The organism is Lentzea sp. NPDC058450 (assembly GCF_042721395.1).
Taxonomy (GTDB): Bacteria; Actinomycetota; Actinomycetes; order Mycobacteriales; family Pseudonocardiaceae; genus Lentzea.
Genome location: NZ_JBHXLO010000001.1, coordinates 697,895 through 722,909, shown reverse-complemented (window position 1 = coordinate 722,909; position 25,015 = coordinate 697,895). Strand labels below are relative to the sequence as shown.

Sequence of the window (25,015 nt, the reverse complement as noted above, 5' to 3'; positions counted from 1 at the left end):
GGACGGGCCGTGACCGGCAAGCGCGTCTCGCGGCTCGACGACGCGGGGGTCTACAGCACTCGCAGCTGCCGCAGATCGCTGACGTACTTGAGAACCAGCTCCCGGGTGATGTGCGGGACTTCCCCGGACTCGCCGATCTTCGCCTCCCGCACGGCGTCCCGGAACCGGCGGGTGAGCGACTCGTCGTCGCCCGCGGGATCGGCCGGTGCGCGGTAGGAGTGCAGAAGGGGCAGCAACGAGTGCTGGCGCTGCGCGTCCGGCAGATCGCGCAGCGCGGACTCGAAGCGCCGGTGCCACTCCTCGTAGTCCTCGACCCGCGTGATCCGATGACCGGCCTCGACCAGCCAGTCCACGAAGGTGTCCAGGGAGATGCCGTCGTCGTGCGGGTTGAACACGTGATAGGTGCGGTAGCCCTCGGTCTCACGGGTGCCCAGGACGCTCACGGCCTCCGCGATGAAGTCCACGGGAAGACCGTCGTAGTGAGCTCTGGGCGGGGTGCCGTCCGCGCTGCGGTAGAACGTCGCCGGGGCGAGACCGGTGGCGACCAGGCTGAAGACGAGACGGGTGAACATGTCCGGCACGTTCAGCTGACCGGTGAAGCGGCTGTGCGTGAGGATCATGTCCGACCGGAACACCGCGACCGGCAACCCGCACCGTTCGTGGGCATCGCGCAGCAGCACCTCGCCGGCCCACTTGCTCAGCGAGTAGCCGTTGGCGTAGTCGTCGTTGCGATGGCGCACCGCGCCCATCGTGCGGACGTCGGCGGCCTCCGTGAACTCCTCCGGAGCGACCTGGCTTCGCACGCCGGTCGTCGACACGTTCGTGAACGGTTTGATCCTGTCCGTGATCGCGAACCGGATCAGTTCGGCGGTCCCGGCCACGTTCGGGCCGAACAGGTGCTCGTAGGGCAGCACGTGGTTGACGAGGGCGCCGGGGTGCACGACGGCGTCGACCTCGCCGGCGAGTCGCCGCCAGGTCCGGGCGTCGAGCCCGAGCGACGGCTCCGCCAGGTCGCCCGCGAGCACCTCGAGGTGTTCCTCGGCCAGCTCGCGGTAGAGGTCGAGCAGCGCGGCGTCGCCTGTGTCGAACGTGGCGTCGAGCCGTGCGCGGGCGGCCTTGTCATCGGCACCGCGCACGACGCACACGAGCTTCCCTCCGGTGCGGGACAGGCGTTCGAGCCAGTCGAGGCAGAGGAACCGGCCCAGGTACCCCGTCGCCCCGGTCAGCAGCACCACTCGCGGAGGTCCGCTCGGGCGCGGCAGGGCGGCGGCCGCGGCGATCACCGCCGGGTCGAGGAACCGGTCGAGGGTCAGGTCGGCGGCCCGGACCTCGGTCGTCTCCGCGTCGTGGATCGACGCGAAGGTGGGCCTGGTGCCGCCGGTCGCGCGCTGTTCCGCCACGTACGCGGCGATGCCCCGCAACGTGCCCGACGGACCGAGCAGCACGCCCACCGGGACCTCGATCCGGTAGATCTCGCCGAGCAGGGAGGCGAACGAGACCGCGGACAGCGAGTCGCCTCCGAGTTCGGTGAAGCGCGCCTCGTCGTCCAGTTCCGCGTGGCCGCGGCCGAGCATGGCCCGTGCCGCTCTCGCGACCGTCGCGGCGACCGGTTGATCCGGTCCGCCGCGCCGCAACGCGCGCAGCTCGTCCGCCTCGCCGCGCGCCAGATCCGCGTAGAGCGCCTCCAGCCTCTCGCCGTAGCGCTCGCGCAGCCGCGGCAACAGCAGCTTGCGCACATCGGACAGCAGACCGTTCTCCGCGCTGAACGGCTCGGTCTCGACGAGGAAGTCACGGGGGATCTCGTACGGCTCGAGCCCGGCTCTCAGCGCGGTCCGCCGCACCGCCTCGGCGAGTGCCTCCCGCAGCGCGTCCGCGTCGCCCGCCTCCCGCACCGCGGCGTCGGTGGGCACGATCACCGCCAGCAGAAAGGGCCGCGCACTGCTGCCGTAGACGTAGATCTGCCTGATCAGCGGATCGGCCGTGTAGTCCGCTTCGAGCTTGGAGAGGGTGACGAACTCGCCCTGCGACAGCTTCTGCACGTTGTTGCGGCGGTCGACGTAGCGCAGCTCGTCCGGTCCGGTCAGGGCCATGATGTCGCCGGTGCGGTAGAAGCCTTCCGCGTCGAACACCGACGCGGTCAGCTCCGGCCGCTCGAAGTAGCCGGGGAACATCGACTCCGCCTTGAGCAGCAGCTCGCCGCGCGGGTGGGGCCGGTCGGTCTGGAAGTAGCCGAGCTCGGGCACGTCGACCAGGCGGAAGTCGACCACCGGCGGGCGCAGCAGCTTGCCGTTGCGCAGGACCGTCCCGAACTCCGTGGCGCCGTAGCCCACGGTCAGGGGACCACCGAGGCAGTCCTCCGCGAACCGCCTCATCTCCGCGGAGATCGGCGCGCTGCCGACCAGCGCCTCCACGATCCGGCCGCCGAGGACTCGGGTGCGCAGGTCCTCCTTGACCGCGGCGTCCCGTTCGCGTTCGTCGGCGAACTCACCGGCGCGCAGCTCCAGCAGACCCTGGTACTCGTGGAAGAGCATGTCGAAGACGCGCGGGACGGCCATCAGCTGCGTCGGCCTGGCCAGGGCGATGTCCTCGAAGAGCGTGGAGAGGTCGCTGCGGGCGGAGAAGTGGACGGTGCCCCCGTTGCCGAACGTCCCGCTGATGATCGTCCGGCCGAACGCGTGGCTCATCGGCATGTAGCTGACCGTCATCACCGGGAAGACGGCCGCGGGTCGTTTGCCGCCGGTCCACAGCTTGCGCACCGACTGCTGGGTGTAGATCGCCCCCTTGGGGCTGCCCGTGCTGCCGGAGGTGTAGATCAGCGCGGCCAGCGGGTCCTCACCGGGCTCCGGCACGTACACCGGCAGGGCAGGACGCGCCCGGCCCTGGCCGAGCACCTGCGCGAAGGTCGTCACCTCGACACCGGTGCCCGCCAAGGCCTCCGAGAACTCGGCGCAGGCGTCGCGTTCGTCGTCGACGTCGGGGTGCAGGTCGAAGACGAGGGCGAACCGCGCCCCGTCGGCCTCGCGCAGCAGCGTGGCCGCCTTGGGGAGGTGTTCGACGCTGGTGGCGAGGATCCGGGGACGGGTCTCGGCCAGGATCTCCCGCAGCTGTGCGACCGGCGCGTTCGGCTGCAGCGGCACCGCCACCGCGCCGAGCCTGATCGCCGCCAGGTCCACCGTCTGGTACTCGCCGCTGGTGAAGCCGATCGTCGCCACGAAGTCGCCCGCCCCGATGCCCTGGGCGGCCCACTCCGCCGCGAGCGCGCCCGCGTCGGCCCACAGCTCACCGTAGGTGCGGGTGACGAAGCCGGGCAGCAGGCGCCGGGTGCGACGGCCGGTCGCCGGGTCGGTCACGACCTCGGCCTCCCGCACGGCCACCGCTGGACGGTCGGCGTAGCCGGTCATCAGCCGCTCCACCGTCGTCCCCAGCGCGAGGCCCGGTTCCTGGATCCTCCGGGTGATCGCCGGATCGGGAACCAGGGCGCGCAAGTGCGGTTCTTTCGCTAACACCACGTCCACGAGGTTCGTGCCGGCTGCTGGCGTGCCGGCGGAATCCACGCTCACTGATGCACCACGTCCGTTCGGTAGTCACGTACCGGTAGGTGCTGTAGACGATCACCGCGCGGAGACCGGTGTCAAGATCGAGAACCGCGGCCGCGGCCATTCGCCGGAGCGGCGATTGCGAATCGCTTCGAAGGGAATTGTGGAAATCGCCATCGGAGCCGGTCTACTCAGAGTGGTGGTGAAACTGAGTGCGATCGATCTTTCACACTTCGTGCTCATGTATTCGCATGGATTCGCGTGTGTCCTTTCCGGACCTGTTGTGCAGGTGAGGATCCGCACGTAGGCTCCGCCAGCCGGTCGTTCTGCTGCGGTGAAAGGGTTGCCATTGCGGGGGTTGTGAGTCCTTTTCGAACACTCGCGGCAGAGCATTCCGAGGACGGCTCATCTTTGGTCACGCGATGAGTTTCGGCGCGAATCCTCGTCTAGATCGAAATCGCGGAGGGGTACCGTTGCGGATCTTGCTTCTGTGTTCTGCTTTCAACAGTCTGTGCCAGCGGGTGTGGCTCGCGCTCCGGGAGGCCGGGCACGAGGTGAGCGTCGAGTTCGCGATCAGCGAGGAGCTGATGCGCTCCGCGGTCGAGTTGGTCGATCCGGACCTGATCCTCTGTCCGTTCCTGCGCGAACGGATCCCCGCCGACATCTGGAGCCGGCACCGCACGGTCGTCCTGCATCCCGGCCCGGTGGGTGATCGGGGCCCGTCGTCGCTGGACTGGGCCATCACGGAGGCGGAACCGATCTGGGGGATGACCGCGCTCCAGGCCGAGGAGGAGATGGACGCCGGCCCGGTCTGGGGCACCCGCACGTTCGCGATCCCGGCGAGTCCGCCCCGCAAGAGCGCTCTGTACAACGGTCCGGTCGCGGACGCCGCGGTCGAACTGGCACTCGAGGTGGTGCGCAAGGCCGCCGATCCGGCGTTCAGCCCGACACCTCTCCACCACAGGACCGACGCGTGGGGGAGGCTGAGACCCGCGATGAGACAGGCGGACCGCGGGTTCTCCTGGTCGGACTCCACCGAGGAGATCCTGCGCCGCGTGCAGGCCGCCGACGGTTCACCCGGCGTGCGCACCGCGCTCGCGGGCGTCGACGTGGCGATCTTCGACGCCCGGCCCGGGGTCTCGGCGGCCGGCGAGCCCGGCACGATCGTGGAACGCCGTCAGGACGCGGTGCTCGTCCGCACCGGCGACGGAGCGGTGTGGATCGGGCACGTGCGCGTCCGGGGAAGCGTGAAGCTGCCTGCCGCCACGGCGTTGGCACAGCACGGGGTCGACATCCCGCCGGCGTCGGCGGAACCGCTCTGGTCCGAGACCGACACGGACGGGGACATCCGCTACCAGCGCGTCGGCGACGTCGGTGTCGTGAGCTTCGGCTGCTACAACGGAGCGATGTCGACCACGCAGTGCCTGCGGCTGGTCGCCGCCCTGCGGCACGCACGGGACCAGGACACCAAGGTCCTGGTGCTCCGCGGGGGAGACGCCTTCTCGAACGGGCTGAACCTCAACGTCATCGAGACCGCGGAGGATCCGGCGGGCGAGGCGTGGCGGAACATCAACGCCATCGACGACGTGTGCAGGACCATCATCACCTGCACGAGCCAGCTGGTGGTGGCGTCGGTCGCCGGCAATGCGGGCGCGGGAGGCGTGATGCTGGCGCTCGGCGCCGACCGCGTGGTGGTGCGCGACGGGGTCGTGCTGAACCCGCACTACCGCACGATGGGGCTGTTCGGTTCGGAGTACTGGACGTACGTCCTGCCGCGCCGGGTGGGCGAACTCCAGGCCTGGTCGATGACCGAGAGCTGCCTGCCGATGAGCGCGGCGACCGCGTTCGAGACCGGTCTCGCCGACGAGGTGCGCGGGGGCGACCCGGTGGAGTTCGAGGCAGAGGTCCTCCGGTACGCAGAGGACCTCGCCGCGGACGAGAGTTACGAAGAGCTGTTGCACGGCAAGCGAGTGCGGCGCGCCGAAGACGAACGTCACCGGCCGCTGGAGACGTACCGGACGATGGAGCTCGCCGAGATGTGCCGGGACATCTTCGACGACCGTCGCGGATTCGCCGCCAGGCGTCACGCCTTCGTCACCAAGCAGAAGCCGACCTCGACGCCTGCTCATCTCGCACCGCAGCGAGACGTGCAGTTCGCGTCCCCCGGCTCCGCGGCGGTGGCCACCGGCAGGGTCCTGATCTGACCCCTGCACGGCGTCGAACCACCTGGTGTCCTGCTCAGCCGCGCAGGTCGACAGCGATCCAGTTCGTCTCCCACGTCCTGCCGCCGTCAGCCGAGAAGGCCTGCTCGAACCGCGCCTGGTCGGGCCCTTGCCGCGTGATGAGGAACCGCACCCGGATCGGCCGCCCACCGAGCTGGTCGTCGCCGTAGAACTCGCCGGTGCCGTTGCGGAAGCCGCCGAACACCGCGGGCGTGAGCAGTCCGTCGCGCATGCTGACGAAGGTGAGACTCCACCTCTGGGCCTGCGGTTCGTACAGCCGCAGGTTCATGCCCTCGATGCGGCCGCTGTCCCCGGCGACCTGGAGCTCGACGACGTTCGCCCGCCGGTCCATGAGCGGACGGACGACGCTGGTCCCCGTGAACTGCAACCACTGGTCCGGCGACTCCGACAGCGGCTCGGCGAGCACCCGCACACTGGTGCGCCAGCTGCCGATCTCCCAGTCGAAGTCGCGCTGGCCGCCGGGAGCCGCGGTGCCCGACGCCGTCGTCGCGGCCATCACGAGCACGGACAGGACGGCGACGAGGATTCTCTTGTGTGGCAAGGTCATGGCCTGACTATCCGAGCGGAGCGAGGCCGTGGACAAGAAGGCACCTGCGGGTAACCCCTCCCGCCCCAACCCGTTGCCCGGCTGCCCGATGGCCGCCGCCTTCGCCGCGATCGGCGGCAAGTGGAAGCTGACGATCCTGTACTGGCTGGCGCACGGCGAGTCGCACTTCGCGGGTCTGCGCCGCCGATGCACGCCGATCACGCCCAAGGTGCTGGCCGAGCAGCTGCGCGAACTCGAAGCCGACGGACTCGTCGACCGCGTGGAGACCGGGCCGGTGCCCGCGCCGGTCATCTACCGGCTCACGCCTTACGGCACAACGGTTCTGCCCGTGGTCGAAGGTGTGCGCGTGTGGGGTGAAACCCATCTCGCGCGCACCAACGGCGGTACTCCGCTGACAGACGCGATGAGCTGCGCCACCACGATCGCGTGATGGCGCAGCACGGCAAGCGGCACCTACTTGCGCGGCAACAGGATCGCGGACGGCCGCTCGGCGTCGTGGAAGATCTCCACCTTCGTCGCGAGCGGTCGCACCGCGGTCTGCGGCGGTCCGCCGTCGCCGAGGTTGCGGGCGAACCGCGGATGCGCCCCGGCCGACACCTGCATCCGGATCCGGTGCCCGCGCCGGAACACGTGCGCGGTCGGCGACAGGTCGACCGTCACCTTCGTGATCCCGTCCGGCCGCACCTTCACCAGGTCGTCGCAGATGTTGAGTGACCTGCCGCGTCCGTCCACATCGCACAGACGCACGAACAGGTCGCAGGACGGGCGATCCGCGCGCAGCCACACCTCGGCGCTGACCTCGCCGATCACCTCCACGTCGGCGTCCAGCACCTCGGAGGTGAAGACCAGCACGTCCGCGCGTGCCTCCAGCTTCCGGTTGTCCACCGGCCCGGCACCCCGGCTCTCCAGCTTCGGCCCGCCCAGCGACGGCGTCGGATCGGCCGGGTCGTAGGTGAACGACGTCGGCGCCGCCTCGGCGACCGGTGCGGACCGGAGTTCGCCGGGCGCGAGATGCCAGCGCTGCGGGGCGTACCCGGCAGGCGGCCACTGGTCGAAGTCCCGCCACTCGCCCACGCCCATGACAAAGAGACGCACCGGCGGCTTGCGCGGCGGCTCGACCCCTCTGGCGTGGGCGGCGGCCCACCCGACCGTGTCCCCGAGCACCGCGGCCATCCCGCCGGTGTGCGCGTGCCACCAAGGTCCGACCGTCAGGTGCGCGTCCCGGCCGGCGGCCCTGAGCACCTGGAAGTCGCGAAGCTGGTCGGCGAGGAAGATGTCGTACCAGCCCGCGATCGAGCTGACGGGAACCGTCACGTCGCCGACCGTGGGCGAGTGGTCCTCGTTCTTCCAGTAAGGGTCGTTCTGGTCGTGATGCACGCAATCCTGGTAGAACGGCCACTGATGGCCCAGCGCGGCGGTGTCCGCGTCGACCAGCGGCAGCGTGTCCATGGCGTCCTCGACGCGCTTGCGGCCGACACCCAGCAGCGCCCGCCAGATACCACCCGGACGTTCCTGGGTCGCCGTGCTGACGGACCACCCGAGCAGCGTCTCCATCTCGGTGCGCCCAGGCCGCAGGAACGCCAGCGCCAGCCGCGCCGACGTCACGTGCGGCACCATCGCCTTGACCTGCGGCGGCGCCTCGGCCGCGATGGCCCACTGGGTGTAGCCCAGGTAGCTGCTGCCGGTCAGCAGCACGTCGTTGCCCCAAGACTGATCCGCGTGCCACCGCAGCACGGACAGGCCGTCCTCACGTTCGTGCCGCATCGCGCGAAAGTCGCCGTCCGAGCCGAACGTGCCACGACAACTGACGGTCAACACGTGCAAACCGCGTTCCGCAAGCGCGCGCCCGTACAACCAGTCCAACGGCCCACTGCGCCCGTACGGCGTGCGCACCACGGCCGTCGGCGCGTTGGGCGACGTGCTCTCGTCCGGTGCCCAATGGTTCGCCATCAGAGTCTGGCCGTCGTGGGTGGGGATCCGCAGATCCCGTTCCACGGTGACGTTGCGCGAGGTGGCCGGAGGAAGCTTCAGCAGCCGCTGCGCGAGCAGCCCGGCCGTCCTGCCGGCGAGGTCGAACCGAGGTCGTCGTGTACCCACAGTGATCCTTCCTACCAGGACTGCGGGCAGACGTCCCGGAGGACGCGCGTCAGTCGTTCCCCACGGTCCACATCGGACCGTGCGGCGAGCCCGGCGCGGCGCACCGGGACGTGCTGTCCCGGTGCGCCGCCCGAGACCCGCTACGAGCCCGCGTAGACCTCGAACTCGTAGATCCGCGCGGCCGTGTTGCCGTTGTTCGCCGGCGTGGTCACGTTGAGCTTCACGTACCGCGCCTGCCGTTGCGTGATCGGGTGGTACGACCGGCTCGCCCGCACCGACGACACGGTCACGGCGTTCGTCCAGGTGTTTCCGTCAACCGACGTCTGGATGGTGTACGCACCCGTGTTGTACCCGGTGGTCTCGCCGCCGAGCCCCGCGTGTTTCAGCACGAACGACCCGACGTTCTGCGTCGACCCCAGGTCGACCTGCAGGAACTTCGTGCCGGACGCCAGCGAGCACCACTTGCCGGACAGGCTGCCGTCGAACGCCTTCGCCGCCTCCTCGGCCGAGTTGCAGGCCGCGGACGCGGTGGCGGGCTTGCCCTGGGCCAGGTTGGCGCCCAGGGCGGGAGCCGCCGGCGGGGGAGTGAAGCCGTCGTTGAAGGACGGCGGCACGTCCGTGGCGGCGGTTCCCCACGAGCTGGGCGACGAGCCCATCGCGTAGTTCAGGGTCGTGTTGCCCGCGATGTCGCCGTACCGCAGCCAGGAGCGGGAGGACGCGACCCCGTTGCGGCTGAACGACTGCACGTACTGCGCGCCTGCTCCGGAGGCGTTGATCTGCAGCACCGCGGAGGGCCTGGTGATCGTCACGGACGGGAACAGCGGGCCGTGCAGGGCGAGCACGTCCGAACCCGGGGTGGGCGGGTACATGCCGAGCGCCGCCCAGACGTACCACGCGGAGGTGGCGCCCAGGTCGTCGTTGCCGGGCAGGCCGCCTGCCGCCGTCGTGAACGACTCGGTCATCACGCGCCGCACCGCCGCGCTCGTGCCCTGTGGGTAGGCCGCGTAGTTGTACGCCCACGGCACGCCGTGCTCGGGTTCGTTGCCGATGTAGAAGTACGGCAGGCTCAGGCCGCCGTTGAGCTGGGTGAAGTGGTGGTCCAGGCGCTGGATCGCGGTGCGCGGGCCTCCCATCAGGTTGATCAGGCCGCCGAAGTTGTAGGGCACCATCCACGTGTACTGCGACGCGTTGCCCTCGGTGTAGCCGGACGGGCTCGCCGGCGCGACCGGCCAGGCCCACGAGCCGTCGGCGTTGCGCTTCTGCACGTAGCCCGACTCGGGGTTGTAGACGTTCTGCCACCACTGGGCGCGCGTCATGTAGGTGTTGTACTTCGCCGTGTCGCCGACGGCCCGCGCGAACTGGGCGATGGCGAAGTCGGACGCCGAGTACTCCAGCGAGTCCGACGGGTCCTCGGTGACGTAGTGCCGGCTGAGGTAGCCCGCCTGACGGCCGCGCGTCGGCTGGCCCTGGGTGGTGCCGCCGTTGGAGCTCTTGTCCATCAACGCCAGCGCGGCGGCGGTGTCGAAGCCGCGCACGCCGAACGCGTAGAGGCTCGACACGACGATCGGACCGGGGTCTCCGGTCATCACGAAGTGCTCGTTGCTGTTGTGCGACCACTTCGGCAGCAACCCGCCCTGTTGCCCGTCCAGCACCATCGACTTGGCTATGTCACTGGATTCCGCGGGTGCGAGCAACGCGATCAGCGACGCCCAAGAGCGGTAGATGTCCCAGCCCGAGTAGTTCTGGTAGACGGTGTGCGACGCCGTGCGGACGGTCTGGTCGAAGCCGCGGTACTGGCCGTTGACGTCGCTGGCGATGTTCGGGTTCTGGAACACGTGGTAGAGCGCCGTGTAGAACTTCTGGAGGTCCGCCGCCGACCCTCCCGACACCTGCGCCTTGTTCAGCACGTCGTTCCACGCTCCGTCGGCGGCGGTGCGCACGCCGGCGAAGTCGAACCCGGGGTTCTCGGCCGCCAGGTTGGCCTGCGCGCCCGCCACGCTGACGAACGAGACGCCGATCTTCAGCTGCACCACAGGGTTCGACGACGTGTCGAACGTGACGTAGCCGCCGGAGTTCACGCCGCTGGTGCTCGCGGACCCGGCGTTCACCGTCCCGCCCAGCCACGTGCCGAAACCCGTTGGCGCGCGGTCGAACTGGATGGCGTAGAAGAGCTGGTAGGTCTTGGACGAGCCGCAGAAGCCGCCGCCGGTGAACGTGCCGGTGAGCTGGCTGCCGTTGATCGCGATCGACCCCGAGCGGTTGCCGGTCGCGCTGCGGCTGCTGTTGACCAGCACCCGTGCGGTGGTGGTCGCCGGGTAGGTGAGCTTCATGAACCCGGAGCGCTTGGTGGCGGTCAGTTCGACGCCGGTGCCGTAGTTGTCGAGGCGGTTCTTGTAGTAGCCGGGCGCGGCCGACTCGTTCGCCTTCGTGTAGTTGCCGGCGTAGCTGGTCCAGTTCGTGCCGGGGGAGGTGGGGAAGCCCGTGGTGATCGGGAGGATGCCGAGGTCCTCGTTGTTGGGGCAGCCCGCGCCGTTGAAGTGGGTGAGGCTGAACTCCTCGATCTTGGTGTCGCTGTAGCGGTAGCCGGACGGCGAGGCGGTCGGGGTGTCCGGGCTGAGCTGCACCATGCCGAACGGCACCACGGCGCCGGGGTAGGTGCTGCCGCCCGCGCCGCCGGGGACGGGGTTGGGCGAGTTCGAGTTGTCGGTGCCGATGAACGGGTTCACGTGCTGGGTCAGCGGGATCGGCGCGGCGAGGGCGGGGGTGGCGGTGAAGAGGCCTGCGGTGAGCAGACCGGCGACCATCAGGGGGAGTGAGCGTCTGGCACGTCGGTGCAGGGAGCCGAACATGGACCTTCCTCTCTCGGACACAGGCGAGACAACGTTGTCATCGCCCACGCGGGCACGAAGGTTCGTGCCACGCGGAACTCGGGGGAATCCCCGACCGGCGGGGAAGAACGATCAGGTGACGCCGGAAGCAGCGGCAGGCTGGGCGGCGGACGCGGGGAGGAACGACAACGCGACGGTGAGCAGTCGTCTCATACCCGGGACGCTACTAGCGGGCCGGGCCCGCCGACAGGGCGCCGTTCGGCCGCCGCGGTGGTGATCGGGTACCGCCGAATGCGTGGCACGGACAATCTCACAAGGGTCTTGGCGACCGTGATCGCCACCGTGACACTGACCGGATGGAAGCGGGATTGCTCGAACAGGTCGTGAACACCGCGGACTACCCGCTGGCCGAACCGGACGGCGCGGCGTGGCGGGAGGTCGTCGAACGCACCCACCACGACCTGCACGCGGTCGGGTGCAGCGTGCTGCCCGACTTCATCAGACCCGCGCTGCACGAGGACCTGCGGCGGGAGGGCGCCGAGATCGCCCCGCACGCCTACTACGACGTCGAGACCGTCAACGCCTACAACATCGACGTCGACACCCCGCTGCCGCCGGACCACCCCGGCCGCACGACGATGGAGCGCGGCAACGCGTTCGTCGCCCGCGACGTCGTCCCGCGCGACGCGATCATCCACCAGCTCTACACCAGCGAGGTGTTCCAGCGGTTCGTCGCCGCGTGCTTCGAACTCCCGGAGCTGCACGAGCTGGCCGACCCGCTGTCCGGCCTGGTGCTGAACGTGATCCCGCCCGGCCGCGCGCACCCGTGGCACTTCGACACCAACGAGTTCACCGTCAGCATGCTGACCCAGGCACCCGAGGGCGGCGGTGAGTTCCAGTACTGCCCGAACATCCGGTCGGCGGAGGAGGAGAACTTCGACGACGTCCGCGCGGTGCTCGCGGGCGACGACCGGCTCGTGCAGCGGCTGACGTTGCGCGTCGGCGACCTCCAGCTGTTCAAGGGTCGCTACTCGCTGCACCAGGTCAGCACGGTCCAGGGCGACCGGCAGCGGCACACGGCGATCTTCGCCTACAGCCTGCGGCCCGGCGTGGTCGGAACGGTGGCGCGGACGCGGCAGCTGTTCGGCAGGGTCCTGCCCGAACACGTGGCGGCCGAGGGCGGCGGCGTGCGCGTGGACGAGCGACTGGCCTGAGGGAGACACGTGCGATTCGACGCGACCGGCAAAGTCGAGCTCGACCACATCTACACCCAGCCCGACCCGCGCTCGTACTTCTCGTCGTTGCGGGGGCTCGAATACCAGATCCCGCAGCTGGCCAAGCCGCACTTCACGGCGCTGGTCGAGGAGTACCGGGCCACGACGGGGATCGACACCCCGACCGTGCTCGACGTCGGCAGCTCGTACGGCATCAACGCGGCGCTGCTGCGATGCGACCTGACGATGGACGACCTGTACGACCGCTACGACATGGACGCGCGGTCGTCCGCCGAGGTGCTGGCCGACGACCAGGAGCTCGTGCGCGAACGCGGGAAGGCGATCCCGGCGCGGTTCGTCGGCCTGGACATCTCCTCGCCGGCGTTGAGTTACGCGACCGCCACCGGGTTCCTCGACGACGCCGTGCTCGCTGACCTCGAACGCAACGAGCCCACCCCGGAGCAGCGGCGCAAGCTCGCGGACGTCGACCTGGTGATCTCGACCGGCAGCCTCGGCTACGTCGGCGCGCCCACGCTGGCGCGCGTGGTGCAGGCGAGCGGGGCGCCCTGGATGGCCCACTTCGTCCTGCGGATGTTCCCGTTCGACGAGATCGAGGCGAGTCTCGCTCAGCTCGGCTACGAGACCGTGCGGGCGGACGGGCTGTTCCGGCAGCGGCGGTTCATCTCGGCCGAGGAGCAGTCGCGGGTGCTCGGCACGCTGGCCGACGTGGGCGTGGACCCGAGCGGCCTGGAGGACGGCGGCTGGTTCTACGCTCAGCTCTACCTGTCCAAACGACCTATCGAGCGCACCTGAGGTGATTGTGAGCGACGGCAAGACGTTCAGCTACGAGGACCAGCTGCCGCGGGTGCCCCTGCCGACGCTGGAGGAGACCTGCGCGCGGTTCCTCGAGTGGTGCGCCCCGCTGCTGACGGACGCCGAACTGGCGTCCACCGAGGCCGCGGTCGAGCAGTTCCTCGCGCCGGACAGCACGGCCCGGTCACTGCACGCCGCGCTGGAGGAGTTCGACGGCACCGAGGGCGTCCGCAGCTGGCTCGACCTCTTCTGGCCGACCCGCTACCTCGGCCGCCGCGACCGGATCGCGTTGAACGCGAACTTCTTCTTCCTGTTCCGCGACGTCGAGGAGACGCAGGAGCAGCGGGCCGCGGCGCTGATCTCCGCCGCCGTCGCCTACAAGGTGCGGCTCGACGCCGAGGCGATCCCTCCGGTCGTGCTGCGCGGCGAACCGCAGTCCATGGTGCAGAACAAGTTCCTGTTCTCCGCCACCCGGATCCCGCACGAGCAGCAGGACACCGCGCGCACGACGTTCCCGTCGGACGCGCGGCACGTCGTGGTCTTCTTCCGCGGCAACGCCTTCAGGATGGACGTGGTCGGGCCGGACGGCGTCCCGCACGACCTCGGCGACCTGACCGGCGGCCTGCAGGCGATCATGAAGGCGGACCGGGCGGAGTTCTCGGCCGGGCCACTGACCACGAAGGCGCGGGCGGCGTGGGCGCACAGCCGCGAGGCGCTGCTGGTGGACAACGCCGCCGCGCTGGAGACGATCGAGACGGCGTTGTTCTGCGTGGCGCTGGAGGACTTCGCGCCCGCCGACACGCTCGCCGCGTGCGACCAGCTGCTGCACGGCGACAGCGCGAACCGGTGGTTCGACAAGGCGGTGACGTTCGTCGTCTTCGCGGACGGCCGGGCGGGCATCAACGTCGAGCACTGCGAGCTGGACGGCACCACCATCCTCGCGTTCACCGACGCGATGCTGAGCGTGCCGACCGAGGAACACCTCCGCGTGTCCGGCGCTGCCGCCCAGGGGCTGCCCGCGACCGAGCCGGTCGAGTTCGTGCTCTCCGAGGAGCTGTGCGAGGACTCGGTGGCGGCCGCGGCGTCGTTCGCCCAGTACGGCGCGGACACGGCGACCGTGACGCTGTCGTTCGAGGACTTCGGCAAGCGGCGCGCGAAGGAGCTGAAGATCTCGCCGGACGCGTTCGTGCAGATGGCGTACCAGCTCGCGCACCAGCGGTCGAAGGGCCTGCAGGGTGCGACGTACGAGTCGATCGGCACCCGGCAGTTCCAGAACGGCCGGACCGAGGCGATGCGCGTGGTGACGCCGGAAGCGATCGCGTTCGTGTCCACTGTGGAGGATGCGTCGTCCTCGCGGGCCGACCGCCGCGCGGCGTTCCGGGCGGCGGCGGACGCACACGTCCGGCGCGCCAAGGAGTGCCAGGCGGGGTCGGCGCCCGAGCAGCACCTGTGGGAGCTGCAGCTGATCCACAAGCGCCGCGGCGGCACGGAACCGCTGCCGCTGTACGACACGCCGGGCTGGACGATCATGCGCGACGACTACCTGAGCACCAGCTCGGCGCCGTCGGAGCACATCCAGTACTTCGGGTTCGGCTCGACCAGCGCCAAGTGCATCGGCGTCGCGTACGTGCTGCTGCCGGACCGCTTCAACCTCTACCTGAGCACGCCGCGGCCGGTCGCCGAGGAGATGCACAGGTTCGCGACCTACCTCGGTGAGGCCATCACCGAGCTGCAGGACCTGCTCGCCACCGAGGACTGACCTTCCCGGTCGAGTCGTCGACGGGCGCTCGCCCCGCGCTGTCAGGGCGTGGGGCGAGCACCCGTCCGGTAACGGACGGATCGGCAGCCGCGACCCGAGGCTCTAGACTTGTTCGCCGAGCTTGAACTCCCCGGCCTGCCCGGTGGTGTAGGAGAAGCCGTCCGCGCCGATGGTCACGTCGGACTCGCGGGTGTCGGTGCGTTCCACCACCGGCCTCGGCTTGCCGTCGAGGTCCAGCACGGTGGAGGCCTCGGCGTACCAGGACGGCACGACGGCGTTGCCCCACCAGTCGCGGCGCTGGTTGTCGTGCACGTCCCAGGTGATCGTGGGGTTGTCCGGGTCACCTGTGTAGTAGTCGTGCGTGTACAGCTCGATCCGGTGGCCGTCCGGGTCGCGCAGGTAGAGGTAGAACGCGTTGGACACGCCGTGGCGGCCGGGGCCGCGTTCGATCATGTCCGACCTGCGCACGGCGCCCAGGTGGTCGCAGACGTGGAGGATCTGCGCGCGTTCCTGCGCCGCGAACGCGATGTGGTGCAGGCGCGGGCCGTCGCCGCCGGTCAGCGCCACGTCGTGGACCGTCGGCTTGCGGAACATCCACGCCGCGTAGACGGTGCCCTCCTCGTCCTGGATGTCCTCGGAGACCCGGAAACCCAGTCCTTCGTAGTACTCGCGGGCGGCGGGAACGTCCGGAGTGGACAGGTTGAAGTGGTCGAGCCGCGCCAGTGCGCCCGCGCCGTGCAGGTCGTAGCGCTGCGTGAACCGCTCGGTGTGCTCGGCCTCGTGGAAGAACTCGATCGGGAAGCCCAGCGGGTCCTCGACGCGCACGGCCTCACCGATGCCGCGGGTGGCGCCGGCCGCCCGGCGCTCGACGCGGACGCCGAGGGCCTGGTAGTACTCGAACGCCAGGTCCAGGTCGCGCGGGGAACGCACCCGGTAGGCGATGGCCGCGAGCGCGGGCACGGAACCCTTGCGCAGCACCACCGAGTGGTGCAGGTACTCCTCGAACGCCCGCAGGTACAACGCGTCCTCGTCCTCGTGCGTCACGACGAGCCCCAGGATGTCGACGTAGAACGCGCGGGAGGCGGCCAGGTCGGTGACGACGAGCTCCGCGTAGGCGCAGCGGAGGACGTCGGGGGGAGTGGCGGTCATGACTGTCCCTTCTGGACTGTTCCGAAGCGGGTGGTGTGCACGGGTCCGAGAGTGACGTGGACGGCCTGCTGGTGGCTGTAGAAGTCGAGCGACCGGTAGCCGCCCTCCTGGCCGAGGCCGGACGCCTTCACCCCGCCGAACGGGGTGCGCAGGTCGCGGACGTTGTGGGAGTTGAGCCAGACCATGCCCGCCTCGACCGACTGCGCGAACCGGTGCGCGCGCTCCAGGTTCGACGTCCAGAGGTAGGCGGCGAGGCCGTAGCGGGTGTTGTTCGCGAGGGCCAGCGCCTCGTCCTCGGTGTCGAACGGGGTCAGCGCCACCACCGGGCCGAAGATCTCCTCCTGGAAGATCCGGGCGTCCGGTGCGACGTCGGCGAACACCGTCGGCGCCACGTAGTTGCCGTGCGGCAGGCCTTCCGGGCGTCCGCCGCCCGCGAGCAGCGTGCCCTCGGACCTGCCGAGCTCGACGTAGCTCATCACCTTGGCGTGGTGCTCGGGATGCACGAGCGCGCCGACCTCGGTGGCCGGGTCGTGCGGGTCGCCGACGACGATCTTCCGCGCCCGTTCGGCGAAGCGCGAGCAGAACTCCTCGTAGACCGGCCGTTCGACCAGGATCCTGCTGCCCGCCGTGCAGCGCTCGCCGTTGAGGGAGAACACGCCGAACAACGTCGAGTCGAGCGCGGCGTCGAGGTCCGCGTCGGCGAAGACGACGGCGGGTGACTTGCCGCCGAGCTCCATCGACATGCCCTTGAGCCCGGCCGCGCAGTTGCGGAAGATCGTCTGCCCGGTGGTGCTCTCCCCGGTGAACGAGATCAGCGGCACGTCGGGGTGCTTGACCAGCGCGTCGCCGGCCTCCTCGCCGAAGCCGTTGACCAGGTTGAAGACGCCGTCCGGCAGGCCGGCGCCGGCGAAGATCTCCGCCCAGAGCGACGCGGACAGCGGCGTGAACTCGGCCGGCTTCAGCACGACCGTGCAGCCCGCGGCCAGTGCGGGGGCGAGCTTCCAGCTCTCCAGCATGAACGGGGTGTTCCACGGCGTGATCAGCCCGGCGACGCCGATGGGCTTGCGGTGCACGTAGTTCAGCTGCCGGCCGGGCACCTGGTAGGTGTCGTCGGACTGCGCCACGACGAGGTCCGCGAAGAACCGGAAGTTCTCCGCGGCGCGCTGCGCCTGGCCGAGCGCCTGGGTGATCGGCAGGCCGGTGTCGAACGTCTCCAGCTCGGCGAGCCGCGCGTCCTGCCGTTCCACCGCGTCCGCGATCCGGTTCAGGATCTTGGCCCTCGCCCGCGGTGCCAGGTGCGGCCACGGACCGTCCACGAAGGCCTTGCGGGCGGCGGCCACGGCGCGGTCGACGTCCTCGGCCTGTCCGGCGGCGGCGGTCGCGTAGGGCTCGTTCGTCACGGGGTCGAGCACGTCGAACGTCTTGCCCGACAGGCTGTCCGCGGGCGCGCCGCCGATGTGGTGCTGCAACGTGGCCGGCAGGTTCGCCGGGACGTGGTGGGTCGTCATCGCGTGTCTCCCAGTGCGAAGCCCCCGACCGGGCTGAGGTAGGACGAGCCCTGCTCCTGGAACGCCTTGATCCTCTCCAGTCCGGGCTCGGTGGGCGGGATGAGCGGCGGCCGGACGTGCCCGGACGCGATCAGCCCGCGCTGCGCCAGCACCCACTTGCCGGGCGCCGGGTTCGTCTCGACGAAGAGCAGGTCCACCAGGGGATGCAGGCCGTAGTGGATCTCCCGCGCCCGTTCGTGGTCGCCGGACTCCCACGCCGTGTACATCTCGGCGCACGCGGCGGGCGCGATGTTCGCCGTCGCGCTCACGAACCCCGCGCCGCCCAGCGCCAGCAGCGGCAGGCAGAGCAGCTCGATGCCCGACCACACCAGCAGCGACCGTCCGCACAGGTGCAGCACGCGCGAGAAGTGCTCGAAGTCCTTCGTCGTCTCCTTGACGCCGACGAAGTTCTCGAAGTCGGAGAACAACCGGAAGACCGTCTCCGGCGCGATGTCGACCGCGGTGCGGCTCGGCACGTTGTAGGCGACGATCGGGAGGTCGGGGAACTCCTTCGCGACCGTCGCGTACCAGGCGTAGAGCGCCTCCTGCGTAGGACGGGCGTAGTACGGCGTGATCACCAGGGCGGCGTCGGCGCCCGCGTCGCGGGCCGCGGCCGTGAGCGTCAGCGTCTCGTCGAGCTTCGCCGTGCCCGTGCCGGGGACGAACGGCACCCGCCTGCCGACCGCGGCGGCCACGGTGCGGATCGCGTCGGCCCGTTCGGCCACCGTCTGCGCGCCGGGTTCCCCGGTGGAGCCGCCGATCGAGATGCCGTGCGACCCGGCGGCGAGCTGCCAGCGCACCAGGTTCGCGAGGCTGTCGTGGTCGACGGCGCCGCCTTCGGTGAACGGGGTCATCAGCGGTGCGATCGACCCCCGGATCAGGCTCGGGTCGGAGCGGAATCGCATGGACGTCCTTCCTGGGTCGCGCGGTATCGGGCCAGCCAGTGCTCGTTCATCGGGTAGAGGCCCTCGACGCGTTCTCCCGCCGCGACCTGCCCGGCGATGAACCGCTCCTGCCGCTCCTGCTCGAGGGCCGCGTCGACCAGGTCCTCCACCAGGTCCGGCGGGATGACGAGCACGCCGTCGGAGTCCCCGACGATCACGTCGCCGGGGCAGATCGCCGCGCCACCGCAGGAGATCGCGACGTCGGTGTCCCACGGGACGTGCCTGCGGCCGAGCACCGCCGGGTGAGGTCCCGCGTGGTAGGCCGGGATGTCCAGCGCGGCCACGGCGCACAGGTCGCGGACACCGCCGTCCGTCACGATCCCGGCCGCGCCGGCGACCTGGGCCCGCAGCGCGAGGACGTCGCCGATCGTGCCGGACCCGCGTTCGCCCCTGGCCTCGATCACCAGCACGTCGCCGGGGCCGAGCGCGTCGACCGCGAGCTTCTGCGCGTTGTACCCGTTGCCGTGCAGGCGGAACAGGTCCTCGCGGTACGGCAGGTACCGCAGCGTCCGGGCGAGTCCGGTCAGCCGGGTGCCGGGCCGGGTCGAGGTGAGGCCGTCGATCGACATCGCCTCGTGGCCGCGCTTGCGCAGCAACGACGACAGGGTCGCGGTGCTCACCGACTCGATCCGTTGCCGCAGTTCGGGTGTCAACGCGAACGCGGGCGTGCTCGTCCCGTACGCCTCGGCGCGTTGTCGTTCGTCGGCACGGGGTTGCGCGCCGAAGGGTCCGAAAGGGACGGTGCCCGCGGTGACGTGCGTGACCAGGCGCCCGGTCGAGCGGCCGGCGGTGTCGTCCACCTCGACCTCGACGACGTCACCGGGCACGGCCACCGACGCGCCCGCCGGGGTTCCGGTCAGGATCACGTCACCGGGTTCCAGGGTGATCAGCTGGGAGAGGTCCGCGACGAGCCGGCCGAAGCCGAACAGCAGGCTCACCGTGGTGTCCTCCTGCACGAGGGCGCCGTTCAGCCACGTCCGCACCCGCAGCCCGGCCGGGTCCAGTGACGACGCATCGAGCACCTCGGGGCCGAGCGGGGTGAACCCGTCGCCGCCCTTCGCCCGCACGTTGCCGCCGCCGTCCGCGTACCGCAGGTCGTAGAGCCCCAGGTCGTTCGCCGCCGTCACGCCCGACACGAACGACCAGCCGTCGGCGGGGGAGACCCGCCGCGCGGTGCGGCCGATGACGAGGGCGATCTCGCCCTCGAAGCCGAGGAGTTCGGTGCCTGCCGGGCGTTCGACAGCGTCACCGCTGCGCGCCACCGAGGTGGACGGCTTGAGGAAGTACGACGGGTGCTGCGGCAGCTTCCCGCGCTGCGCCGCGCGGGAGGGGTAGTTGAGGTGCAGCGCGACGATCTTGCCCGGCCGCTGCGGCAGGGCGCTCACGCGGGACGTCCGTAGTGCAGCCAGACCGACTTCGTCTCGGTGTAGGCGTCGATCGCCCACGGACCCATCTCGCGGCCCCAGCCCGACGCCTTGTACCCGCCCCAGGGCGCGGTCATGTCCGGGATCGGCGGCATGTTCACGAACACCGCGCCCGCCCGGATGCCGTCGGCGTAGACCTGCGCGGTGCGGATGTCGTTGGTCCACACCGTCGCGGCCAGGCCGTACTCGGTGTCGTTGGCGCGGCCGATCAGCTCGTCCTCGCCGTCGTAGGACGTCACGGCGAGCACCGGCCCGAAGATCTCCTCGCGCATGATCGTCATGTCGTCGGTGACGCCCGCGAACAGCGTGGGGCGGTAGAAGTAGCCGTCGCCGTCGAGCGGACCGCCGCCGGTGACGAGGTCCGCGCCCTCCGCCCGCCCGGTGCGCACCAGGGCGTCGACGTGGTCGCGGTGCCTGGCCGAGACGAGCGGCCCGAGCTGGGTGGACTCGTCGCTGCCGGGCCCGAGCCGCAACGCGCCGAGGCCCGCGGCCATCTTCTCCACGAACTCCTGCTCGCGCTTGCGGTCCACGAAGAACCGCGTGTAGGCCGCGCACACCTGGCCGGAGTTGAGGGTGGAACCCGCGAGGTTGCCCGCGACGGCGGCGTCCACGTCGGCGTCGGCCGCGATGATGCTCGGCGCCTTGCCGCCCAGTTCGAGGGTGAGCCGCTTGAGGTTCGACGCCGCGCTCGCCGCCGTGATCAGCCGCCCGACCGCCGTGGATCCGGTGTAGGACAGGTGGTCCACGCCGGGGTGCTCGCTCAGCATCGCGCCGACCGCGCCGTCGCCGGTGACGAGGTTGACGACGCCGTCCGGGATCCCGGCCTCCCGCACCAGTTCCACGAGCCGGATGCTCGTCAGCGGGGTGACCTCGCTGGGCTTGATCACCACCGTGTTGCCGGTCGCGAGCGCCGGGGCGAGCTTCCAGGCGAGGATCATCAACGGGAAGTTCCAGGGCGTGATCAGGGCGTTGACGCCGACCGGTTCGCGGCGGGTGTAGTGCAGGGTGTCCGGGAACGACACCGGGTTCGTGGTGCCCTGGATCTTCGTGACCCAGCCGGCGAAGTAGCGGAAGTGCTCGGCCGCGCCGGTCACGCTGACCTGGCGCGAGATGCCGATCGGCTGGCCCTGGTCGCGGGTCTCCAGCGCGGCCAGTTCCTCGTGGTGCCGGTCGATCAGGTCGGCCAGCCGGAACAGCAGCGCGGCCCGTTTCACGGGCGGCAGTCCGCGCCACGCCGGTGCGGTCAGCGCACGGCGGGCCGCCGCCACGGCCGCGTCCACGTCGGCCCGGCTCGCGGTGCCGACCTCCTCGATCACCCGGCCGGTCGCCGGGTCGAGCGTCGGGATGCTCGCACCCCCGGCCTCGGCCCACTGACCGTCGATGAACAGGCGCGTCGCCATCGGGTTCTCCTTGCGCGTCACGAGTGGGCGGGATCGAGGTCGTCGGGGTGGGTCGTGATGCCGAGGAGGTGCCCGTGCGCGCCGAACGTGAAGTGCTCGGTGTCGTCGCCGCCCCGGTCGAGCCCGAAGAGGGCGCCGTGCGAACGCAGGTTCCGGGCGTCCCGGTGGTCGGCGATCGTGACGGCGGCGCAGGGGATGACCTTCTCCCGCCAGGCGAACACGAAGATGCCGGGACGGATCTGCAGCACGGAGTTCTCGTCGGTGTCGGCGAGACCGCGTTCGGGACCGCTCAGGCACTGCCACGTGTACCAGTGCGGCGTCAGGTAGACGTGCTCGTACACGTGCTGCGCGCTGTACCTCCACAGCGCACGGCGGCCGATCAGCGACGTGCTCGGTGCGATGGGGGATCCGGTCACGGGGACGCCCGCGACGGTGGTGAACTCGAACGCCTGGGTGACGCGCGGGGTGCCGGAGTCGTTGACCCGAGTGGTGATCACCAGCGCGCGTCCGTGGCGGACGTCGAGCACGAGCGACGACGCTTCCCTTGCAGCGGACTGGAACTGCGCGTAGTACAGGTCCTCGTCCACCAGGAAGACCTCGGCGTCGGCGCTCTCGCCGTTCCAGGTGACGCGGGCGCCGCCGAACTCGGCGCGGTGGGCGCCCAGGTCGAACGCGCGGCCGTCCAGATCTGGTGCCGGAGCGGGCTTGTAGGCGTCGAACCCGACCGCGAGCTCGTCGAGCGGCAGCCAGGTCGAGGTGTCGGAGAGCATGGTCACGGGGCTTCCCCAGGGGCGCAGTGGTGAGAACCGGACGGGAGGTCGAGGCCGGGGTTGCGGTCGCAGAAGCCGTGGGGCCGCAACAGGAAGCCGGACCGGTCGACCGGCATCACCGGCCAGTCCTCGGGCCGCGGCACGTGGGTAGGCCCGAACACGTGCCACAGCACGAGGTCGGTGTCGACGAGATCGCGGTCCGCGGCGGTCCACGCGGGTAACCCGTCCCCGCCGGGGTGGGCGTTCGGGCGTTCGCCACCCGGATAGCGCTCGTCCTCGCGGAACGGCGTGGCCCACAGGTGTTTCGTCGCGAACTGCGCGCGGGCGCGGACGGTGGCCTCCGGCTGGGCCATCAGCGTGGCGCACGCCTGGGGCACGAGCTGGTAGGCGGTCGGCCTGCCGAGCCGGTTCACGCGGTCGGCGCTGCGGATCTCCCAGACGCGCGCCCGTGCCGGATCGGCCATCCGCTGCGCCTCCCGTTCGGTGCGCAGGGGAGTGCTCCGCCACGTGAAGGCGTTGCCGTGCGGGTTGTCCGGGCCGGTCGGCACGCCGACGACGTCGACCTCGTGCAGGCTGTTGCGCTCGCCGTCGACCTCGACGTCCAGCCGGGCGCAGAACAGGTGCTGGTGCACCGGTGCGAACAGGCCCGGCGCGATCTCTGTCGCGTGCGGGTTCGATGAACCCTCGGCGCCCGCGCCGCAGAACACGATGCCGGTGGCCTTGGCCTCCAGCTCGATCGAGCCGTCGAGGTAGAGGTACCAGTAGTAGCCGTAGTCGTAGTTGCCGATCGTGGAGATCGACGAGATGACGAGCCGGCGGGAGCGCCGCACCTGCGGCCTGCGGTCGAGGTCGGTGTGCTTCCAGAAGATGCCGTCGTCCTCCTCGTGCAGGCAGATCGCCTGCGGGATCTCGACGGGCGCGCCGTGGTCGTCCGCGACCCACGCCGGGAAGTAGTGGATCACCCCGAGGCAGTCGCAGCCGTTGCGCAGGTCGTTGGCGTTCTTGCCGAACTGGTACTCGCCCGCGTCGAAGTAGCTGATCCAGAACCGGCCCGGCGCGGTGTCGCCGTAGGGCACGACCATCTCCGCGACGGACGCGCGGTGCACGACCGGGCGTTCCTGGAACGTGAGCTGGTGCAGCGTCAGGCCTTCTCGCGCGTTGAAGCCGACCCGGACCCGCCAGCCCTCCCACGTGATGACCGATCCCTCGACGGCGAAGCTCGGGCCCTCGGGCTGGGTGATCTCCACGGGTCTGAGCGACGTCCTGGGCTCGACGCCGGTGTAGCGGCCGTGCTCGGGCGGCACCGGGACGTCGCCGTGGTCCTCGACCCGCAGCACGCTGCCCGCCGTGAGGTCGATGTGCGTGATCAGGCCCTCGACCGGGTGCGCCCACGGGCTGTCGTCGGCGTCCTCGCGCAGGAACGTCAGCGTGCGGATGACCCGGCCGGTCTCGTCCGCGCGCCCGAAGTGGCCGGGGGCCAGAGGCGCGCAGAACGCGAGAGCGGCCCGGTCCGCGAGCCCGCGCCGTGTCATCGCGGCCTGCCACCGGGGGTCGGCCTTGGTGATCTCCTCGGCCCGTTCGTACTCCTCGAACAGGTACGACGGTTGGCCCTCCCGCTCCGCCCAGTCGTCCCACGACACCAGCTCGTGCCGGCTGACCGACACCACGGCCTCGCCGGAGCGTCCGGTGGCGGTGTCGAGCAGCGTGTAGCGGATCCGGCGGTCGGTGGCCGCGCCCGCGCGGATCACGTCCTTGGCCGGTTCGACCAGCAGCACCTGGGGAAACCGGATAGTGCCGCCCGCGAGGCCCGCGTCGGCGAGCACCGCGCTGCCCGCGGACAGCTCGGCGGCGGTGAGCGGGTCGAGTGGGTGCGCAGTGCTCACGGGGATCCCTCCGGTCGGGTGCACCGCCAGTCTGTGTCCGGGGTCGTTCGTGCTGGAACCGTCCGTGCGGCGGTGGTCAAGAAGGATGCGCTCGCGGCCAACCACCCCTGGCGCGCCCGCCGCCAGGATCGGGGCATGCGAAGTCAGCTCGGCGGCCGGACCGTCGTGATCACCGGGGCGGCCTCCGGGATCGGGCTCGCCTGCGCGCACGCGTTCCTCGCGGAGGGGGCCAGGGTCGGCCTGGTCGACCGGGCGCCGATCCCGCACCTCGACGGCGACGTGGTGGCCGTGCGGGCCGACGTCACTGACGAGCGCGAGCTGGGCGCGGCGCTCGGCACCGTCGTGCAGCGGTTCGGCCGGCTCGCCGCGGTCGTCGGGTGCGCGGGCATCTCCGGACCCGTCGGCACGCCGCTCGCGCAGACGCCGGCCGCCGAGATCGCCGAGGTGCTCGCGGTGAACGTGACCGGGCAGCTCCTCCTGGTGAAGCAGGCGCAGCCGTACCTGGCCGACGACGCGTCGATCGTGCTGCTCGGCAGCGACTCGGCGTTCACCGCGGCACCGGGCATGGTGCCCTACTGCGCGTCCAAGGGCGCCGTGGTGGCGTTGACGCGGGCGCTGGCGGTGGAACTGCCCGGCACGCGGGTGAACTGCGTCTGTCCGTCCGTTGTGGACACCCCGATGGCGCGCGCCGATCTCGGTGACCTCGCGTTCGCCGCGCCGGCCTTCCCGGTGCAGTCGGCGGAGGACGTCGCCCGGCAGGTGCTCTACCTCGCGTCGCCGCTGTCCCGTCCGGTCAACGGCCAGGCGCTGCTCGCCGACTTCGGCCTGTCGTCGCGATCCGCCTTCCCCGCCTAGGAGTCC

At 70.9% G+C, this 25,015-nt stretch carries 17 protein-coding genes; 6 read left to right on the top strand and 11 right to left on the bottom strand.

Features of this window, described 5'->3' with window-relative positions; translation table 11 throughout:
- Nucleotides 1-50: 50 nt before the first annotated feature.
- On the bottom strand, nucleotides 51-3,560 hold the full coding sequence (gene car, locus ACFWNN_RS03265; protein WP_382438187.1) for a carboxylic acid reductase: 3,510 nt from the start codon (nucleotides 3,558-3,560) through the stop codon (nucleotides 51-53).
- A 497-nt stretch (nucleotides 3,561-4,057) separates the two neighbouring features.
- On the opposite strand from car, the gene ACFWNN_RS03260 reads away from it, so the two are divergent.
- Complete coding sequence (locus ACFWNN_RS03260) at nucleotides 4,058-5,740, top strand: enoyl-CoA hydratase-related protein (protein ID WP_382438186.1); 1,683 nt, start codon at nucleotides 4,058-4,060, stop codon at nucleotides 5,738-5,740.
- 34 nt (nucleotides 5,741-5,774) lie between these two features.
- On the opposite strand, the gene ACFWNN_RS03255 is transcribed toward ACFWNN_RS03260, so the two are convergent.
- Complete coding sequence (locus tag ACFWNN_RS03255; RefSeq protein WP_382438185.1) at nucleotides 5,775-6,326, bottom strand: hypothetical protein; 552 nt, start codon at nucleotides 6,324-6,326, stop codon at nucleotides 5,775-5,777.
- A 28-nt stretch (nucleotides 6,327-6,354) separates the two neighbouring features.
- Between ACFWNN_RS03255 and ACFWNN_RS03250 the strand changes: the two genes are divergently transcribed.
- Entirely contained in the window at nucleotides 6,355-6,756 is a 402-nt protein-coding gene (locus ACFWNN_RS03250; protein WP_382438184.1) for a winged helix-turn-helix transcriptional regulator, read from the top strand.
- Between the two features lie 23 nt (nucleotides 6,757-6,779).
- Here ACFWNN_RS03250 and ACFWNN_RS03245 read toward each other — a convergent pair whose 3' ends face one another.
- Nucleotides 6,780-8,423: a CocE/NonD family hydrolase gene (locus tag ACFWNN_RS03245; protein ID WP_382438183.1), complete on the bottom strand. Its 1,644-nt coding sequence runs from the start codon at nucleotides 8,421-8,423 to the stop codon at nucleotides 6,780-6,782.
- Between the two features lie 140 nt (nucleotides 8,424-8,563).
- Nucleotides 8,564-11,272, bottom strand: a complete 2,709-nt coding sequence (locus tag ACFWNN_RS03240; RefSeq protein WP_382438182.1) for a GH92 family glycosyl hydrolase — start codon at nucleotides 11,270-11,272, stop codon at nucleotides 8,564-8,566.
- A 335-nt stretch (nucleotides 11,273-11,607) separates the two neighbouring features.
- Between ACFWNN_RS03240 and ACFWNN_RS03235 the strand changes: the two genes are divergently transcribed.
- The 3 genes from ACFWNN_RS03235 to ACFWNN_RS03225 are packed head-to-tail and all read left to right on the top strand — an operon-like array spanning nucleotide 11,608 to nucleotide 15,037.
- The gene (locus tag ACFWNN_RS03235) at nucleotides 11,608-12,465 is read left to right on the top strand and encodes an arpA protein (protein ID WP_382438181.1); all 858 of its coding nucleotides are present in this window, start codon (nucleotides 11,608-11,610) and stop codon (nucleotides 12,463-12,465) included.
- 9 nt (nucleotides 12,466-12,474) lie between these two features.
- On the top strand, nucleotides 12,475-13,278 hold the full coding sequence (locus ACFWNN_RS03230) for a class I SAM-dependent methyltransferase (protein ID WP_382438180.1): 804 nt from the start codon (nucleotides 12,475-12,477) through the stop codon (nucleotides 13,276-13,278).
- 1 nt (nucleotide 13,279) lies between these two features.
- A complete protein-coding gene (locus ACFWNN_RS03225; protein WP_382438179.1) occupies nucleotides 13,280-15,037 on the top strand; it encodes a choline/carnitine O-acyltransferase in 1,758 nt (585 codons plus the stop codon).
- A gap of 102 nt (nucleotides 15,038-15,139) precedes the next feature.
- Here the strand turns inward: ACFWNN_RS03225 and hpaD are convergent, their stop codons facing one another.
- The 7 genes from hpaD to ACFWNN_RS03190 are packed head-to-tail and all read right to left on the bottom strand — an operon-like array spanning nucleotide 15,140 to nucleotide 24,154.
- A complete protein-coding gene (gene hpaD, locus ACFWNN_RS03220; RefSeq protein ID WP_382438178.1) occupies nucleotides 15,140-16,186 on the bottom strand; it encodes a 3,4-dihydroxyphenylacetate 2,3-dioxygenase in 1,047 nt (348 codons plus the stop codon).
- Entirely contained in the window at nucleotides 16,183-17,694 is a 1,512-nt protein-coding gene (hpaE, locus tag ACFWNN_RS03215) for a 5-carboxymethyl-2-hydroxymuconate semialdehyde dehydrogenase (RefSeq protein ID WP_382438177.1), read from the bottom strand. The genes hpaD and hpaE overlap by 4 nt, the downstream gene beginning before the upstream one ends.
- Nucleotides 17,691-18,638, bottom strand: a complete 948-nt coding sequence (gene dapA / locus ACFWNN_RS03210) for a 4-hydroxy-tetrahydrodipicolinate synthase (protein ID WP_382438176.1) — start codon at nucleotides 18,636-18,638, stop codon at nucleotides 17,691-17,693. The genes hpaE and dapA overlap by 4 nt, the downstream gene beginning before the upstream one ends.
- The gene (locus ACFWNN_RS03205) at nucleotides 18,611-20,062 is read right to left on the bottom strand and encodes a fumarylacetoacetate hydrolase family protein (RefSeq protein ID WP_382438175.1); all 1,452 of its coding nucleotides are present in this window, start codon (nucleotides 20,060-20,062) and stop codon (nucleotides 18,611-18,613) included. Before ACFWNN_RS03205 ends, dapA begins: the two co-directional genes overlap by 28 nt.
- Complete coding sequence (locus tag ACFWNN_RS03200) at nucleotides 20,059-21,501, bottom strand: aldehyde dehydrogenase family protein (RefSeq protein ID WP_382438174.1); 1,443 nt, start codon at nucleotides 21,499-21,501, stop codon at nucleotides 20,059-20,061. The genes ACFWNN_RS03205 and ACFWNN_RS03200 overlap by 4 nt, the downstream gene beginning before the upstream one ends.
- 17 nt (nucleotides 21,502-21,518) lie before the next feature.
- Complete coding sequence (locus ACFWNN_RS03195) at nucleotides 21,519-22,271, bottom strand: MoaF C-terminal domain-containing protein (protein WP_382438402.1); 753 nt, start codon at nucleotides 22,269-22,271, stop codon at nucleotides 21,519-21,521.
- 2 nt (nucleotides 22,272-22,273) lie between these two features.
- Nucleotides 22,274-24,154, bottom strand: a complete 1,881-nt coding sequence (locus tag ACFWNN_RS03190; protein WP_382438173.1) for a primary-amine oxidase — start codon at nucleotides 24,152-24,154, stop codon at nucleotides 22,274-22,276.
- A gap of 135 nt (nucleotides 24,155-24,289) precedes the next feature.
- On the opposite strand from ACFWNN_RS03190, the gene ACFWNN_RS03185 reads away from it, so the two are divergent.
- Nucleotides 24,290-25,009: an SDR family NAD(P)-dependent oxidoreductase gene (locus ACFWNN_RS03185; RefSeq protein WP_382438172.1), complete on the top strand. Its 720-nt coding sequence runs from the start codon at nucleotides 24,290-24,292 to the stop codon at nucleotides 25,007-25,009.
- Nucleotides 25,010-25,015 lie beyond the last annotated feature (6 nt).